The sequence below is a fragment of the Rathayibacter sp. CAU 1779 genome, assembly GCF_054551755.1.
On the sequence record NZ_JBTOLK010000003.1, the window covers coordinates 44322 to 58619 of the forward strand.

Sequence of the window (14298 nt, forward strand, 5' to 3'; positions counted from 1 at the left end):
AGAGTCAGACCGCGCGGCGGCGGGCAGGCGAGTCACTCTCGCCCGGTGAGACCCCAGGCGTCCTCGTCGGACTCCCCGTCTACCTCTTCGAGACCACCGAACTCCCGACCGACGGGATCGCCGTCGTAACGCTCGTCCACGGGTTCGCGCGTGTCCGGTTGTTGGGCGGCGGGCGACAGCGACTGCTGAGGCGCCGACGGCTGCGCTGTGGAAGGTTGCGGAGCGGATGCCGGGGTGCTGTCGCCACCGCGCAATCGCGCCATCACCTGAGACAGCTGCTCCGGCGTCACCAGCACATCGCGCGCCTTGGACCCCTCGGACGGACCGACGATGTCGCGCGACTCGAGCAGGTCCATGAGGCGTCCCGCCTTGGCGAATCCGACGCGGAGCTTGCGCTGGAGCATCGAGGTCGATCCGAACTGGCTCGACACCACGAGCTCGGCCGCGGCCAGCAGCAGCTCGAGGTCGTCGCCGATGTCGGAGTCGATCTGCTTCTTGTCAGGCCCGGAAGCGACATCCTGCCGGTATTCGGGCCGGGCCTGCGCAGTGACATGCTCGACGACGCGCTGGATCTCGCTCTCGGCGACGAAGGCGCCCTGCACCCTGATCGGCTTCGACGCACCCATCGGCAGGAACAGCCCATCACCCTGTCCGATGAGCTTGTCCGCACCGGGCTGGTCGAGGATGACGCGCGAGTCGGTCACGCTCGCCACCGCGAACGCGAGGCGGGACGGCACGTTCGCCTTGATGAGCCCGGTGACGACATCCACCGAAGGTCGCTGCGTGGCGAGCACGAGATGGATGCCGGATGCGCGCGCGAGCTGCGTGATGCGCACGATCGAGTCCTCGACGTCGCGCGGCGCCACCATCATGAGGTCCGCGAGCTCGTCGACCACGACGAGCAGATAGGGATACGGCTTGAGCTTGCGCTCACTGCCCTCCGGCAGCACGATCTCGTCGTTGCGCACGGCCTTGTTGAAGTCGTCGATGTGGCGGAAGCCGAAGCTCGCCAGATCGTCGTAACGCATGTCCATCTCTTTGACGACCCACTGCAACGCCTCGGCCGCCTTCTTCGGGCTGGTGATGATGGGCGTGATCAGGTGCGGTACGCCGGCGTAGACGGAGAGCTCGACCCGCTTCGGGTCGACGAGCACCATGCGCACGTCGCTGGGCTTCGCCCGCATCAGCAGGCTCGTGATCAGGGTGTTCACGAAGATGGACTTTCCGGATCCCGTCGACCCGGCCACCAGGAGGTGAGGCATCTTGGCGAGGTTCGCGACGACGAACCCGCCGCCGACGTCCTTGCCGACGCCGATCGTCATCGGGTGGTGACTGTTCGTGGCCGTCGCAGACCGCAGAACATCTCCGAGGGAGACGATCTCTCGGTCGGAGTTCGGGATCTCAACACCGATCGCGCTCTTGCCTGGGATGGGCGAGAGGATCCGCACCTCATTGGACGCCACGGCATACGCGAGGTTCTTGCTCAGTGCGGTGACGCGCTCCACCTTGACGCCGGGACCGAGCTCGATCTCGTACTGAGTCACGGTCGGGCCGCGCGAGAATCCGGTGACCCGGGCATCCACCTGGAACTGGTCGAGCACGGAGGTGATGGCTGCCACCACCTCATCGTTCGCGGACGAGCGCGCCTTGGCGGGCGTTCCCGCCGACAGTGTGGACGCCGCCGGCAGCACATACGGCGCCTCCGGCAACGTCTCCAACGGCTTCGCGGCCTCGGCTGCCGCCGCATCGAAGTCGTCGTCGCTGAGACCGCCGAACCCCGGCAGCACCTCGGTCGCCGAATCAGGACGCAGCCCCGTCGGATGCTTGCCCGCCCGCGACACGTCGCCGGTGAACCTGCTGACCGCCTTCTCCGCGTCCTGCAGATCGGCGAGCACCTCGGTCTTGTAATCCGGAGCGGGCTCGAGCGCCGTCGCGAAGCTCCCCGTCGACGAGGCGTCTCCGCCCAGCACCTCGGTGAACGACGGACCCGTCGAATCGAAGTCGGGATCGACCTCGCGCCCGCTCTTGTTGCGTCGCCACCACGGGATGTTCTCGTCGGACCCCGACGTCTTCTCCTCGTCCTCCGTTGCCGCTTTGCCACGACGCGACCTCGGCGTCTTCTCCTCCTGCGGCTTCGACTCCTCCTCTTCGGCGGCCGCCTGGGCGCCGAACAGGTAGGAGTACAACTCGCCCAGCCGGCGTCCGATCCGGTTCGGCGGGGTCTTGGTGATGATCAGGATGCTGAGCAGCAGGAACACGAAGACGATGACAGCAGCGCCCCACTGGGTCGCTAGCGCTACGAGCGGAGCCCCTGCCATCCATCCGATGACCCCGCCTGCCTTCGCCAGGGCGTCGATCCCATCGCTCGGCTGTGGACGACTCGAGAAGATCTCGCACAGCGCCGACACCGTGACGAGCAGGAGGGCCAGCCCGATCCCGATCCGCGTGTTGTCGTGCACCGACGACGGATGCCGGAACAGCCAGATCGCGAGAAGAAGCATCACGACCGGGAGCGCAAAGGCGACACGTCCGAACAGGCCGCCGAACGTCCAGTGGTCCAACTGCTGCGCCACGGTGTTGTCGATCAGGAACCACTCGACGATCGCGCCTGCGACCGCGAGCAGCACGATGAAGAACGGGAGCCCGTCTCGGCGCTCCTCCTTGGCCAGCTTCTCCGGACCGAAGGCGCGCGCCGCGCCGCCGACGAGGTGCGCCAGTCCGAGCCAGGCCTTCGCGAGGGCGCCGCGATCCGTCTGTGCGCTCGGCAGGACCTTGGTCTTCTGGGTCGCCGTCTGTCGCGACGGCGTGCGCGCGGTCGACGTGCCCCTCGCGCGGGCGCGCGACGTCGACTTCGTGCTCGTGGCCATGGGTCAACGCTACTGGCGGCATCCGTCATCGGAGGCCAATGATCGCGGGTGTCTCGCAGATGGCGAACACTGCGTCCACCGCTGATTGACAGGGGACGCGCTACAGCGACGTGCGTCCGAGAGCGACGAACGAGACGCTCATGGCAGGACCCGGACCATCACGTCGGCACGTTCATCGGACGCCACGACCGTGTAGCCCTCGCTGACGTACAACCGCCTTGCGTGGTTCGCCCGGTCAACGCTGAGGCTCACCCTGCTGTGCCCTGCTCCGGCCGCTTCGGCGTGAAGGGCCCGCAGCAGGCTGCGGCCGATCCCGCGCGCCCGCCACTGCGTATTGACGCCGAGCGTGAGCTCCGGAACGCCGACCGACACGAACCCGGAGCCTGGTTGGTCGGCGGGAAAGAGCCGCAGCCACCCCGCCCCGATCGACGTGCCGTTCTCGTCAGTGGCGACCAGACCGAGGTCGCCGGGTCTGAGCCAACCGGAGATGTACCGAGACACGCGAGGATCGTCCAGGATCTGCACGCGCGACCGCCCGGGAAGAGCGCTCCAGTTCGCGGCCTCGACGAGCATCTCGCTGAGGAAGCGGGCGTCGTCGGGCACCGCTCGACGCAGTTGCACGCCATCCATGGCGTGACGGTACGCCGCGCATGTTACGGGCGTGTGTCGGGGAGACTGGCGGCTCAGGCCTCGATACTCCGCCCACCGTCAGCGAGGCTCAGGCCTCGATACTCCGCCCACCGTCAGCGAGGCTCAGGCCTCGATGACCAACGGCACGATCATCGGGCGGCGACGGTAGCTGGTGTTCACCCAGCGTCCGACTGTGCGGCGCACGACCTGGCTGAGCGCGTGCGCGTCGCGCACGCCGTTGTGAGCGGCATCCGTGAGCGCTGCGGCGATCTTCGGCTTGACATCGTCGAACACGGCATCGTCCTCCGCGAACCCCTTCGCGTGGATCTCCGGGCCTGTGATGACGCGTCCTGTGCCGGCCTCCACCACGACGATGATCGAGATGAAGCCCTCTTCGCCGAGGATTCTGCGGTCCTTGAGGTCGGCATCCGTGATCTCGCCCACCGATGACCCGTCGACATACACGAAGCCGAGGTCGAGCTGCCCCACAACCCGGGCGTCGCCGTCCTTGAGGTCGATCACCGAGCCGTCCTCGCAGAGGAGCGTGCGCTCCTCTGGGATCCCGGTGTCCTGCGCGAGCTTCGCATTCGCCACCAGGTGTCGGTACTCGCCGTGCACCGGCATCACATTGCGCGGCTTCAGGATGTTGTAGCAGTACAACAGCTCGCCGGCCGCAGCGTGACCGGAGACGTGCACCTTCGCGTTGCCCTTGTGCACGACCGTCGCGCCCAGCTTCGTCAGACCGTCGATGACGCGATAGACCGCGTTCTCGTTGCCGGGGATGAGGCTCGACGCCAGGATCACCGTGTCGCCCTTGCCCACCTCGATCTGGTGGTCGAGGTTCGCCATGCGCGCCAGCACGGCCATCGGCTCACCCTGGGAACCGGTGGACATGTAGACGATCTTGTCGTCCGGCAGGTCTGCGGCCTTCTTGTAGTCGATCAGCACGCCCTCCGGCACCTGCAGATAGCCCAGATCGGCGGCGATCGTCATGTTGCGCACCATGGACCGGCCGAGCAGAGCGACACGACGTCCGTTCGCGGCAGCGGCGTGCAGCACCTGCTGCACCCTGTGCACGTGGCTGGAGAAGCTTGCAACGATGACGCGACGCGGTGCACGGGCGATCACCGTGTCGAGCACGGGTCCGATGGAGCGCTCGAGGGCGGTGAAGCCCGGCACGTCCGCATTCGTGGAGTCGACCATGAAGAGGTCGACGCCCTCTTCGCCGAGGCGCGCGAAAGCGCGCAGATCCGTGAGCCTGTCATCCAGCGGCAGTTGATCCATTTTGAAGTCGCCGGTGTGCAGCACGAGACCGGCGGAGGTGCGGATGGCGACGGCCAGCGCATCCGGAATCGAGTGGTTCACAGCCACGAACTCGAGGGAGAACGGCCCGAGCTGCTCGTGCTGCCCCTCTTTGACCGTCAGCGCATACGGCTGGATGCGGTGCTCCTTGAGCTTCGCCTCCACCAGGGCGAGCGTGAGACTCGAACCGATCAGCGGGATGTCCGACTTCAGCCGGAGCAGATACGGCACGGCACCGATGTGGTCCTCGTGACCGTGCGTGAGCACCAGGCCCACGACGTCGTCGAGTCGATCCCGCACGGGACCGAAGTCCGGCAGGATCAGGTCGACGCCCGGCTGGTCCTGCTCGGGGAAGAGCACGCCGCAGTCGACGATGAGGATCTTGCCGTCGATCTCGAAGACCGTCATGTTGCGGCCGACCTCGCCGAGGCCGCCGGTCGGGATGATGCGCAGGGTTCCTGGTTCGAGTGCGGGCGGATCGTATACCGACGCGGGCATATGCCGTGCCTCCAGTGTTTCGTTGCGGCTGATCCGACGTGCGGTTCAGCGAGTGGTGCCCGCGACCTTGGGAAGAGCGCCGCCGGCGGCGGCATTGCGATCGGGGCGGAAGTTCGTGAGATCGAGACCCTCGATGCCGTGCACCAGGTCGAGGTCCGCCTCGATCTGAGCCGCCTCGAAATCCTCGGGGCCGACGAGCGGCAGGCGCACGCGCGGGGATTCGATGCGACCGAGGCCGTGCAGGATGTACTTCGCGGCGACCGTTCCGGGCACGTGGGTCATCACGGCGCGCGCAAGCGGCTCGAGCTTCTTGTGCACGGCCGTTGCTGTCGTCAGGTCGCCCGCGTTCACGGCGTCGATGATCTGGCGGTAGGGACGTGCCGCGATGTTCGCCGTCACTCCGACGAGGCCGGTCGCACCGATGGCGAGCGACGGCAGCACGTACTCGTCGGCTCCGGAGAAGTACATCAGGTCCGTGTTGTTCAGGACCCGCGATACCTCGGCGAGATCGCACTTGGCATCCTTCACCGCGACGATGTTCGGGTGCTTCGCTGCGCGCAGGATCGTGTCGTACTTGATCGGCACGCCGGTACGCCCCGGGATGTCGTAGAGGATGACCGGCAGGTCCGTGGCATCCGCGATGAGTCGGAAGTGCGTGAGGATCCCGGCCTGCGTCGGCTTGTTGTAGTACGGGGTGACGATCATGACGCCGTCCGCGCCGGCCTTCTCGCTCGCCTTGTAGAGCTGGATGGCGTGCGCGGTCTCGTTCGACCCGCCACCCTGGATGACCTTCGCCCGGCCGTCGGCGACCTCGAGAGCGACCTCCACGAGACGCAGCTTCTCCGGATCCGTCAGCGTGGATGTCTCCCCCGTCGTCCCCGAGACGACGATGCCGTCTGCACCGTCGGTGATGACGTCGTCGATGTGCTTCTCGACCCCTGGCCAATCCACTTCGCCGTCCGCGGTGAACGGTGTCACCAGCGCGACGAGGACCTGGCCGAAGGGATTCTCTGAGGTGGGCACGTCATCAGGCTATCGCGGCTTGGGCGGTCTCCACCTCAATCCCCGCGGCTCCGAGGCCCGAACGAAACGTGCGCTCCCCCGGCATTCATGCCACGTCACGCTGCGTCACACAGCGGCGTACGGCGACCGGGCGACGTAGCGTGACGTCTGCCATGAATCCCCTGCTCGCTCTCGCCGTCATCGCGGGCCTCGTCGTCGTCGCGACGATCGCGGGGCTGCTGTGGCGGGCGCGCAACGGCCGGATTCGCACGACGACCGGTGGCGCGAAGCTCCAGCAGACCGGACTGCAGCGCACCCTCGGGGATGACGCGCACTTCGGCTCGGACGCGACCATCGTGCAGTTCTCAACGGAGTTCTGCGGTCCGTGCCGCATCGCGGAGCGCGTGCTCACGGGAGTCGCCGCCCAGCGCGACGGTGTCGCCTACCTCGACGTCGATCTCACGACGCGACCGCAGCTTGCGACGGAATTCGGCGTGCTGCAGACGCCGACCATCCTGCTGGTGGACGCGGCAGGGGGCATCCGCTCGCGCATCGTCGGTGTGCCGAAGGCGCGCGAGGTCACCGCCCGTCTCGACGAGATCGTGAAGGAGAGTCATGTCGTCGTCTGAACGCGCTTCTGCGGAGGCTGCCACACGTCAGGGGATCGACCCGCGCGGCCCGCGATTCGGTGCGGGAATCACGGCTGTGCTCCTGCTCGTCGTGATCTTCCTGGGACTCACCGGCCTGACCGTGTCAGCCACTGTGCTGCTGGTCGTGCTCGCTCTGCTGTTCCTGTGGGGCGCGTCGGCGGGCATCGCGCGGCATCCATGGGGACTGATCTTCAAAAAGCTCGTGCGTCCGCGGCTGGCCCCGCCCGCCGAGCTCGAGGACCGCACGCCTCCCACCTTCGCTCAGGGCGTCGGCTTCGTCATCACCGCTCTCGGCGTCGTGCTCCAACTGGTCGGCGTGCCGTACGCGGCGACCGTCGGCGCCGCGCTCGCGTTCGTGGCTGCGTTCCTCAACTCGGTGTTCGGCTACTGTCTCGGATGCCAGTTCTACCTTCTGCTCGTACGCGCGCGCATCGTGCGCCGCAGCCGGGCATCGGTCTGAGTTCAGCGTCTTCGTCTGAGCTCGATACCTTTCCTCCGCACTCCGCCCCTTCTACGCTGGACACGTTCGGGGCTGCTGACTCTTTCGTTGTCGGGCGCTTCGATCGCCCAGCCGGCCATCGGGCCGAACGTCACGTAACGAAGGAGTGGTCATGTCCATCACGAGCGAAGCGACGACGGTCTGGCAAGGAGACCTCTCCAGTGGCGCGGGCGAGGTGAATCTCGACTCGTCGTCGGTCGGCCACTTCAACGTGAACTGGCGCGCCAGGTCCGAAGGCGCCGCCGCGACCACCACACCGGAAGAGTTGATCGGTGCCGCACACTCGTCGTGCTTCGCGATGGCGTTCTCGGCGACGCTCGCCGGCTTCGGCACGCCGCCGCAGAGCATCCAGGTGACGGCGGCCGTCACGTTCGACCCGAGCATCCCGGGAATCACGGGCAGCCACCTTCTGGTCAGCGCGACGGTCCCCGGGCTCGGCGAGGAGGACTTCCAGCGGCTTGCCGAGGAGGCGAAGGCGAACTGCCCGGTCTCCAGGGCGCTCGCCGGCATCCCGATCACCATCGAGGCCGAGCTCGAGTAGGCCGTCCGTCGACGTTCGCGCGCCCCAAAGTCGGAGTCGCGGGCTCCGCGACCGGAGTCGCGAGCACTCGCCGGCGGGTTCGCGTGCACTTGAGATGAGTCGCGGACCACGAATCTGCACTGGGGGTCGCGTCCGGACTCGTGCACTTTCGCGTGGGGACTCGTGCACTTTCGCGTGGGGAATCGTGCACCTTCGCGTGGGGAATCGTGCACCTTCGCGTGGGGAATCGTGCACCTTCGCGTGGGGAATCGTGCACCTTCGCGTGAAGAATCGTGCACTCTCGCGTGGAGGATCGCGCACTCTCGCGTGGAGGATCGCGCACTCTCGCGTGGAGATTCGCGCACCTTCGGCGTGAGGGACGCCTCGGCGTGGTGGGAGGGGCGTCTTTGCGCGTAGGGGTCAGGGGCGGGACTTGTGCAGCTTGACGGCCTCGCGCGTGGCCTGCCGCGCGCGGCGACGATCGCCGGAGGCGTCGTAGGCGAGAGCGAGCCGGAACCACGCGCGCCAGCTCTCGGGTGCAGCCTCGACCTCTGCCCTGTATGCCGGGAACTCCTCGTCCGCCGCGTCACGCAGCGGACGTCCGCTGGCGCGATGCGGAAGGTCGTCGACGGGCAGGCCGCCCTCGGACTCCAGGATGCGCACCAGACGCTGCGTCTGCACGCCGAACCAGAGCTCACGCAGCAGTGCCCAGACCGCGATCACGGAGAGCACGAAGAGTGCGACGGCGATCGCGATCCCGACACCCGATCCGCTCGTCAGCAGGATCACGCCGTATCGCACGACGAGCACGATGTAGAGGGCGAGGAGAACGGCCATCACGATGGCCGCTATACGCCCCTTCACAGGTCGAGCAGACGATCAAGACCGACTGTCAGCCCCCGGGCTGCAGGCGCGGAACGCAGCGCGTGAATGATGCCGGCCGCGTAGGCCCGCGAGTCCGTGGTGTCGTGCGTGATGGTCAGGGTCTCTCCGGCTCCGCCGAGGATGACGCTCTGCTTGGCGACGATGCCGTCCAGCCGGAGGCTGTGCACGGGCACGCCGGCGACCTGCTGACCGCGCGCGCGCTGGTCCGTGTGAGGGGCGGAAACGGGACCTTGCTCCTCGCGCGCCTGCGCGATCAACTCGGCAGTACGGACGGCGGTACCGGACGGCGAGTCGATCTTGGTCGACGCGTGCGACTCGACGATCTCTATCGAGTCGAAGTACCGCGCTGCGGCCACGGCGAAGGCCGTGCCGAGGGCGGATCCGAGCGAGAAGTTCGGCACCACGATCACGCCTTGATCCGGCAGATCCCGCAGCCGCGCCTTGAGAGGCGCCAGCCGGGTCGCGGACCAGCCGGAGGTTCCCACGACGACGTTGCGGCCGGCATCCAGGGCGAAGTCGACCACCGTCGGGCTCACTGCGGGAAGAGTGACGTCCAGCACCACATCGGAGGGCGCGTCGTCGGAGCCGAGCATGTCGGCGAGGTCGTTCTTGGAGCCAAGGGCTGCAACGAGTTCGAGGTCGGCGGCCGACTCGATGAGGTCGACCGCGACGCTGCCGAGCCTTCCGGTCGCGCCGACGACGGCCACACGAATGGTCATGAATTCACGATAGCAACGCGAGCCTAGGCTGTTCTGCGATGCTCACCTTCACCGCAACCCGTACCGACGATCCGACCGCCGCTGCCCTTCTGAACCGCTACTTCAGCGAACGCGAGGAGACCTTCCCCTCGGCGCAGGGGACCTACTCGATCTCCACGCCGGATCCGGATCGCTTCCTGCCCCCGCTGGGGACGTTCCTCGTCGCCGAACTCGACGGCGAGGATGTCGGATGCGGCGGTGTGCGCCGCATCGACGATCTCGTGAACTCCGACGGAAGCACCACCGTGCAGTTCGAGGTCAAGCACCTCTTCCTCAGCCCGGCCGCCCGCGGCAGAGGGGTCGGCCGAGCGCTCCTGAACGAGTTGGAGCATCGAGCCCGCCACCTGGGTGCCTCCAGACTGGTGCTCGACACCAACGAGAGCCTCGCCGCCGCCGGCAACCTCTATCGGACCTCGGGATACGTCACCGTCGAGCCGTACAACGACAACCCGAACGCGACCCACTGGTACGCCAAGGACATCGATCCGACCTGACCGCTCCTTCGAGCTGAGGAGTGGTCGGTACGACCAGACCGGCCCTCTACGGGATCAGACGGGCTGCAGCTCAGGCATCCCCGTGCGCAGCTCGACGGGAAGGTGTCCGAGGTCGTTGTGCACGACCAGCACGGGCGGCTTCGCAGAGCGCACCCGGATGATGGTCAGACCGCAGTTCGCCTGGTTCAGGCCCAGCCAGCGCCATTCGGGAGCATCGAAGACGTGCCGCACGAACCATCCGATGACGAAGTTGTGGGTGATGAGGAGGTCGTGGCGGTCGGCGCGGGCCGGTGTCAGGAACTCGCTGACGGCATCCGCCATCTGAGCGCTTCCCGCCTCGATCTCCGCCTCCGTGATGCCGCCGAAGAACGACTCGAAGGCCTTCGGCATGTCGGGGGTGGGACCGGACGGGATGCAGTCGAAAAGCAGGCTGGACGGCTCGGGGTTCAGCGCCGGCAAACGTTCGGCCATGATCTTCGCCGTCTCCTGGGCGCGACGCAGCGGCGAGTGGTACATGGACGTGAACGGAACGCCGCTCAGACGCTCCGCGATGAGCGTCGCCTGGCGCTTCCCGCGCGCGGACAGCGGGCCGTCGGGCATGCCGTGCTCGGCATCTTGCTGCTCACCGTGTCGGACGAGGTAGAGGTAGTGGGGCAAAACGGGTGGATCCTTAGGTCGAGAACGGTCAGAGAAGGCCGGAGAACACGTCGTCATCGACGGCTCCGACCGCGGCAATGGTCAGGGGCTGGGCGGCGATCTGGGCCGCGAGGTCGCGCACGTCGTCGGCAGTGACGAGCGCCAGCCGGCGCAGCGTCTCGTCGAGGTCGACGAACTCGCCGGTGCTCAGCTCGGATCGTCCGAGCCGCGTCATTCTGGTGTCGGAATCCTCGAGCGCGAGTGCGGAACCGCCCGAGAGCTGACCGACGGCTCTGGCGAGCTCGTCGTGTGTGATGCCGTCGGCGGCGAGCGTGCGCAGCTGATCGATCATGATCCCGGCCACCGAGCGGGCCTTCTGGGGGGCGCAGGCGCCATACATGCCGAAGACTCCGGTGTCCGAGTAGCCGGCGGCGAAGGAATAGACGGAGTACGCCAGCCCGCGCTTCTCCCGTACCTCCTGGAACAGGCGGCTCGACATCCCTCCGCCCAGTACAGAGTTGAGGACGCCCATCGTGATGCGCGCGTCGTCGCCCGCTCGCAGCGACGGCGCGCCGATGACCACGTGCGCCTGCTCGATGGGACGACGTGCCGTCACGAGCCCCGATGCTCCGGTCAGCGGCACCCCGTCGATGCTGCGGCGGGCGACGGGCGAGAAGGCATCCGTCATCGGCCAACCGCCCGCGGCGAGTGATCGTTCGACATCGGCGACGAGTCGGGCGTGGTCGACGGCGCCGGCCGCCGCGACCACGAGATCCTGCGGGCGGTAGTTGGCACGGTAGTGCTGCCAGACGGCGTCCCGTGTCGCGGCATTGATCGTGTCGCGATTGCCACCGATCGGCCGGGCGATGGGGTGGTCGCCGAGAACGGCGGCGAAGAAGCGCTCGTTCACCACGTCGGCCGGGTCGTCCTCGGCCATCGCGAGTTCCTCGAGGATGACGCCCCGCTCGTTCTCGAATTCCGTCGAGTCGAGCAGGGACGACGTCACCATGTCGGCCAGCACCTCGGTGGCCATGGTGAGGTCGCGGTCCTGCACCTTGGCGTAGTAGCAGGTCTGCTCCTTCGCGGTGAGGGCGTTGTGCTCGCCCCCGACCGCATCGAACGCAATCGCGATGTCGAATGCCGTGCGCTGCGCCGTCCCCTTGAACAGAAGGTGTTCGAGGAAGTGGGTCGAGCCGAAGCTGGCCGCGTGACCGCTGGGTCCGGGGAGAACGCCCGTCTCGTCGCGGGAACCGACGCCGAACCAGAATCCGATGGTCGCGCTTCGCACGCCCGGCACGCGCTCGCTGAGCACGCGCACGCCGCTCGGAAGGACGGTGCGGGAGACCAGAGCATCGCCGGACGCTGCGAACGTCAGATCGGCACGGTCGAGTGGGAGGTCAACGGCGCCGTTCATCCCTTCCACCCTATCCACACAGTCGCCGTCCCGAGGATCTCGAAGTCACCGGACGTCGTCGTATCTCGCTCCGATCGCTCACGTGCGCAGCGTGATTGTCTGTGGGATTTGCTGCGGATGTGCTGTCCGCATTCTTGAGGACAAACATTGCTGTCTACCCCTATATACTTGCAACCAATCTCCGACGGAACTCGTCGTGGAGTTCGTGCTCGCAGCGAGTTGAGGAGAACCTGATGCCCGAGCAGAGTGCCGTCACAGTGCGTCCACCGGCGCCGGCCAAGCTGAAGATCCTGGCGACGGCAGACCGTCTGTTCTATGACGAGGGTGTTCACACTGTCGGTGTGGACCGCATCATCGCCCAGTCTCACGTCACCAAGGCGACCTTCTACAAGCACTACCGCTCGAAGGACATCCTGATCGCGGCGTACGTCGCAGGGCGCGCACAGCGCGCGCGAGAGTCCGTCGAGGCGGATCGCGAGCGACTCACCGATGCTGCCGACGTGCTGCGGGCGATCGTCGACGACGTCGCATCCGAGTCTCGGCGTCCCGGCTATCACGGGTGCCCGTTCATCAATGCCGCGGCCGCCCAGTTGGATGCGAACGGCCCCGTCGGTCCGGCAGTCGCGGACTGGCGAGCCTGGCTGCGCTCGACGCTGGTCGAGCTGTTCAGCCAGGCTGGGTCTGCATCCCCCGAAGACGCAGCGGACGACCTGCTCCTGGCACGTGACGGCGCCTTCGGCGGCGGATCGGTCGCGGACCCCGCGGCGACGGATGCCGCGCTGCACCGCGCCCTGGGACGCCTGCTTCCCTGAGCTCGTCCGCGCCCTGCCGCCAGGCTCCGCCGAGACCATTCGGAGGCGCGTCGAGCCGGTTTCCCCTGCCTCGACCGAACAGTGCCAGCCCGCGACGTCGCCCGACGAGTTAGTCGGACGGACGTCTTATTCGGACACGCGATCGAGCTCGAGCATGTCCGTCCGGCTCAAGCTCACGCTGCAGGCGGCCATCAGATCGTCGACCTCGCCCGCTGACGCCACATTGACGACGGGTGCGACGACCCCACGCTTGGCGAGGAGCCACGCGATGGCGATGGTGGCCATGCTGCACGAGTGCTCGGCAGCGACTCGATCGAGCACCTGGCGCACGCGATGGCCGCGACGCCCGAGGTAGCCGGCGACGCCGGCGAGGCGAGCACCGGCATCCAACTCGGAGCGCGATCGGTATGCACCGGCAAGATAGCCGTGCGCGAGCGGCCGGGTGGGCAGTACGCCGAGCGACTGGGCGGCGGTGACGATGCGGAGATCACCCTCGAACACGCCGCGATTCATCAGGCTGTACGGAACCTCGATCGTGGCGACCTTGGGCAGACCGGACGAGGAGAGCACGCGGGCTTCCATGAGGCTCTCGGCAGAGAATCCGGAGAATCCGACGTATCGCACCTTTCCCGTATCGATCAGCCACTCCACCGTGGCGAGTGTGTCGGAGAGCGCAACACGCGGATCGGGCCCCTCGAGGGTCAGCACGTCGACGTGCTCGGTGCCGAGACGACGCAGAGCGGCTTCCACGGCGCGGATCACGTTGACCTGCCCCAGACCGGGGCTCTCCTCCCCCGCTCCGATGCGCAGATCGATGACCATGCTGCCGCGCATGTCGCGCCGGTGCATCCATCCGCCAACGATCGCGTTCCCGAGGCCACGAGAGTGCGCATCGGAGGTGACGATGAAGTTGCCGCCGAGATGCACGTACCGATCGAGGACGGCCTGGGCCGCGTCGACATCCGCGGCTTCTGCCAGCGCCGCCGTGCCGAGTGCGAGCGAATAGACGGCGAGGTCCGTCTCGCCCAGTCGTCGCGGCGCCACGATCGACAGCGGAGCCGTCGCCGCGCCCTCGTGGTCGACCGAAAGCACCGGTGCGTCGAAGACCGGTCCGATACCGGTCTCGCCCCCGTTGATGTGTTCCCGTGCGCGCACGGAAAACGGCTGCGCCATTGACCCCTCCAGCTCCTCAGCCCCCCCGAGCCGATGTGACGCGGGACGCCACATCACACCTGATGTGAGCGAGCGTAGTGGACAGCCCGTCCGTCACTCGGTCGAAACGATTGAACCGTTATCAAATCTTTGGCAAAGACGGGTCGTCCGCGGCCACG

The 14298-nt window shown here is 67.4% G+C and carries 14 protein-coding genes; 5 read left to right on the forward strand and 9 right to left on the reverse strand.

Going from position 1 to position 14298, the window contains the following annotated elements:
• Positions 1-32 precede the first annotated feature (32 nt).
• The 4 genes from ACX9R5_RS14390 to dapA all read right to left on the reverse strand — a co-directional run bounded on the left by ACX9R5_RS14390 (position 33) and on the right by dapA (position 6320).
• Positions 33-2867: an FtsK/SpoIIIE family DNA translocase gene (locus ACX9R5_RS14390; RefSeq protein ID WP_459409734.1), complete on the reverse strand. Its 2835-nt coding sequence runs from the start codon at positions 2865-2867 to the stop codon at positions 33-35.
• Positions 2868-3005: 138 nt separating this feature from the next.
• The gene (locus ACX9R5_RS14395; protein WP_459409735.1) at positions 3006-3497 is read right to left on the reverse strand and encodes a GNAT family N-acetyltransferase; all 492 of its coding nucleotides are present in this window, start codon (positions 3495-3497) and stop codon (positions 3006-3008) included.
• 123 nt (positions 3498-3620) lie between these two features.
• Positions 3621-5297 (reverse strand): ribonuclease J, encoded by a 1677-nt coding sequence (locus tag ACX9R5_RS14400; protein ID WP_459409736.1) that lies wholly within the window; start codon positions 5295-5297, stop codon positions 3621-3623.
• 45 nt (positions 5298-5342) lie between these two features.
• Positions 5343-6320: a 4-hydroxy-tetrahydrodipicolinate synthase gene (dapA, locus tag ACX9R5_RS14405; protein ID WP_459409737.1), complete on the reverse strand. Its 978-nt coding sequence runs from the start codon at positions 6318-6320 to the stop codon at positions 5343-5345.
• Positions 6321-6472: 152 nt separating this feature from the next.
• Here dapA and ACX9R5_RS14410 point away from each other — a divergent pair, with 152 nt between their 5' ends.
• The 3 genes from ACX9R5_RS14410 (at position 6473) to ACX9R5_RS14420 (ending at position 7989) form a co-directional block, all read left to right on the forward strand.
• A complete protein-coding gene (locus tag ACX9R5_RS14410; protein ID WP_459409738.1) occupies positions 6473-6928 on the forward strand; it encodes a thioredoxin family protein in 456 nt (151 codons plus the stop codon).
• Positions 6915-7409, forward strand: a complete 495-nt coding sequence (locus tag ACX9R5_RS14415) for a DUF4395 domain-containing protein (RefSeq protein WP_459409739.1) — start codon at positions 6915-6917, stop codon at positions 7407-7409. Before ACX9R5_RS14410 ends, ACX9R5_RS14415 begins: the two co-directional genes overlap by 14 nt.
• 151 nt (positions 7410-7560) lie before the next feature.
• The gene (locus ACX9R5_RS14420; RefSeq protein WP_459409740.1) at positions 7561-7989 is read left to right on the forward strand and encodes an OsmC family peroxiredoxin; all 429 of its coding nucleotides are present in this window, start codon (positions 7561-7563) and stop codon (positions 7987-7989) included.
• Positions 7990-8388: 399 nt separating this feature from the next.
• On the opposite strand, the gene ACX9R5_RS14425 is transcribed toward ACX9R5_RS14420, so the two are convergent.
• Both ACX9R5_RS14425 and dapB read right to left on the reverse strand, forming a co-directional pair.
• Positions 8389-8832, reverse strand: a complete 444-nt coding sequence (locus tag ACX9R5_RS14425; RefSeq protein WP_459409741.1) for a hypothetical protein — start codon at positions 8830-8832, stop codon at positions 8389-8391.
• Entirely contained in the window at positions 8829-9572 is a 744-nt protein-coding gene (gene dapB / locus ACX9R5_RS14430) for a 4-hydroxy-tetrahydrodipicolinate reductase (RefSeq protein WP_459409742.1), read from the reverse strand. Before dapB ends, ACX9R5_RS14425 begins: the two co-directional genes overlap by 4 nt.
• Positions 9573-9610: 38 nt before the next feature.
• Between dapB and ACX9R5_RS14435 the strand changes: the two genes are divergently transcribed.
• Entirely contained in the window at positions 9611-10105 is a 495-nt protein-coding gene (locus tag ACX9R5_RS14435; RefSeq protein WP_459409743.1) for a GNAT family N-acetyltransferase, read from the forward strand.
• Positions 10106-10159: 54 nt separating this feature from the next.
• Here the strand turns inward: ACX9R5_RS14435 and ACX9R5_RS14440 are convergent, their stop codons facing one another.
• The gene (locus tag ACX9R5_RS14440; protein WP_459409744.1) at positions 10160-10762 is read right to left on the reverse strand and encodes a histidine phosphatase family protein; all 603 of its coding nucleotides are present in this window, start codon (positions 10760-10762) and stop codon (positions 10160-10162) included.
• A gap of 28 nt (positions 10763-10790) precedes the next feature.
• Positions 10791-12155, reverse strand: coding sequence for a M16 family metallopeptidase (locus tag ACX9R5_RS14445; RefSeq protein WP_459409745.1), 1365 nt, complete (start codon positions 12153-12155; stop codon positions 10791-10793).
• A gap of 233 nt (positions 12156-12388) precedes the next feature.
• Between ACX9R5_RS14445 and ACX9R5_RS14450 the strand changes: the two genes are divergently transcribed.
• Entirely contained in the window at positions 12389-12967 is a 579-nt protein-coding gene (locus tag ACX9R5_RS14450) for a TetR/AcrR family transcriptional regulator (RefSeq protein WP_459409746.1), read from the forward strand.
• Positions 12968-13093: 126 nt separating this feature from the next.
• Here ACX9R5_RS14450 and ACX9R5_RS14455 read toward each other — a convergent pair whose 3' ends face one another.
• On the reverse strand, positions 13094-14140 hold the full coding sequence (locus tag ACX9R5_RS14455; protein ID WP_459409747.1) for an aldo/keto reductase: 1047 nt from the start codon (positions 14138-14140) through the stop codon (positions 13094-13096).
• Between the last annotated feature and the right edge of the window lie 158 nt (positions 14141-14298).

What these genes read in the sequence shown, in the direction of transcription:
- ACX9R5_RS14390 (WP_459409734.1), bottom strand. Translation starts at nt 2,867, where the DNA reads ATGGCCACGAGCACGAAGTCGACGTCGCGCGCCCGCGCGAGGGGCACG.
- ACX9R5_RS14395 (WP_459409735.1), bottom strand. Translation starts at nt 3,497, where the DNA reads ATGGATGGCGTGCAACTGCGTCGAGCGGTGCCCGACGACGCCCGCTTC.
- ACX9R5_RS14400 (WP_459409736.1), bottom strand. Translation starts at nt 5,297, where the DNA reads ATGCCCGCGTCGGTATACGATCCGCCCGCACTCGAACCAGGAACCCTG.
- ACX9R5_RS14410 (WP_459409738.1), top strand. Translation starts at nt 6,473, where the DNA reads ATGAATCCCCTGCTCGCTCTCGCCGTCATCGCGGGCCTCGTCGTCGTC.
- ACX9R5_RS14415 (WP_459409739.1), top strand. Translation starts at nt 6,915, where the DNA reads ATGTCGTCGTCTGAACGCGCTTCTGCGGAGGCTGCCACACGTCAGGGG.
- ACX9R5_RS14420 (WP_459409740.1), top strand. Translation starts at nt 7,561, where the DNA reads ATGTCCATCACGAGCGAAGCGACGACGGTCTGGCAAGGAGACCTCTCC.
- dapB (WP_459409742.1), bottom strand. Translation starts at nt 9,572, where the DNA reads ATGACCATTCGTGTGGCCGTCGTCGGCGCGACCGGAAGGCTCGGCAGC.
- ACX9R5_RS14435 (WP_459409743.1), top strand. Translation starts at nt 9,611, where the DNA reads ATGCTCACCTTCACCGCAACCCGTACCGACGATCCGACCGCCGCTGCC.
- ACX9R5_RS14445 (WP_459409745.1), bottom strand. Translation starts at nt 12,155, where the DNA reads ATGAACGGCGCCGTTGACCTCCCACTCGACCGTGCCGATCTGACGTTC.
- ACX9R5_RS14450 (WP_459409746.1), top strand. Translation starts at nt 12,389, where the DNA reads ATGCCCGAGCAGAGTGCCGTCACAGTGCGTCCACCGGCGCCGGCCAAG.
- ACX9R5_RS14455 (WP_459409747.1), bottom strand. Translation starts at nt 14,140, where the DNA reads ATGGCGCAGCCGTTTTCCGTGCGCGCACGGGAACACATCAACGGGGGC.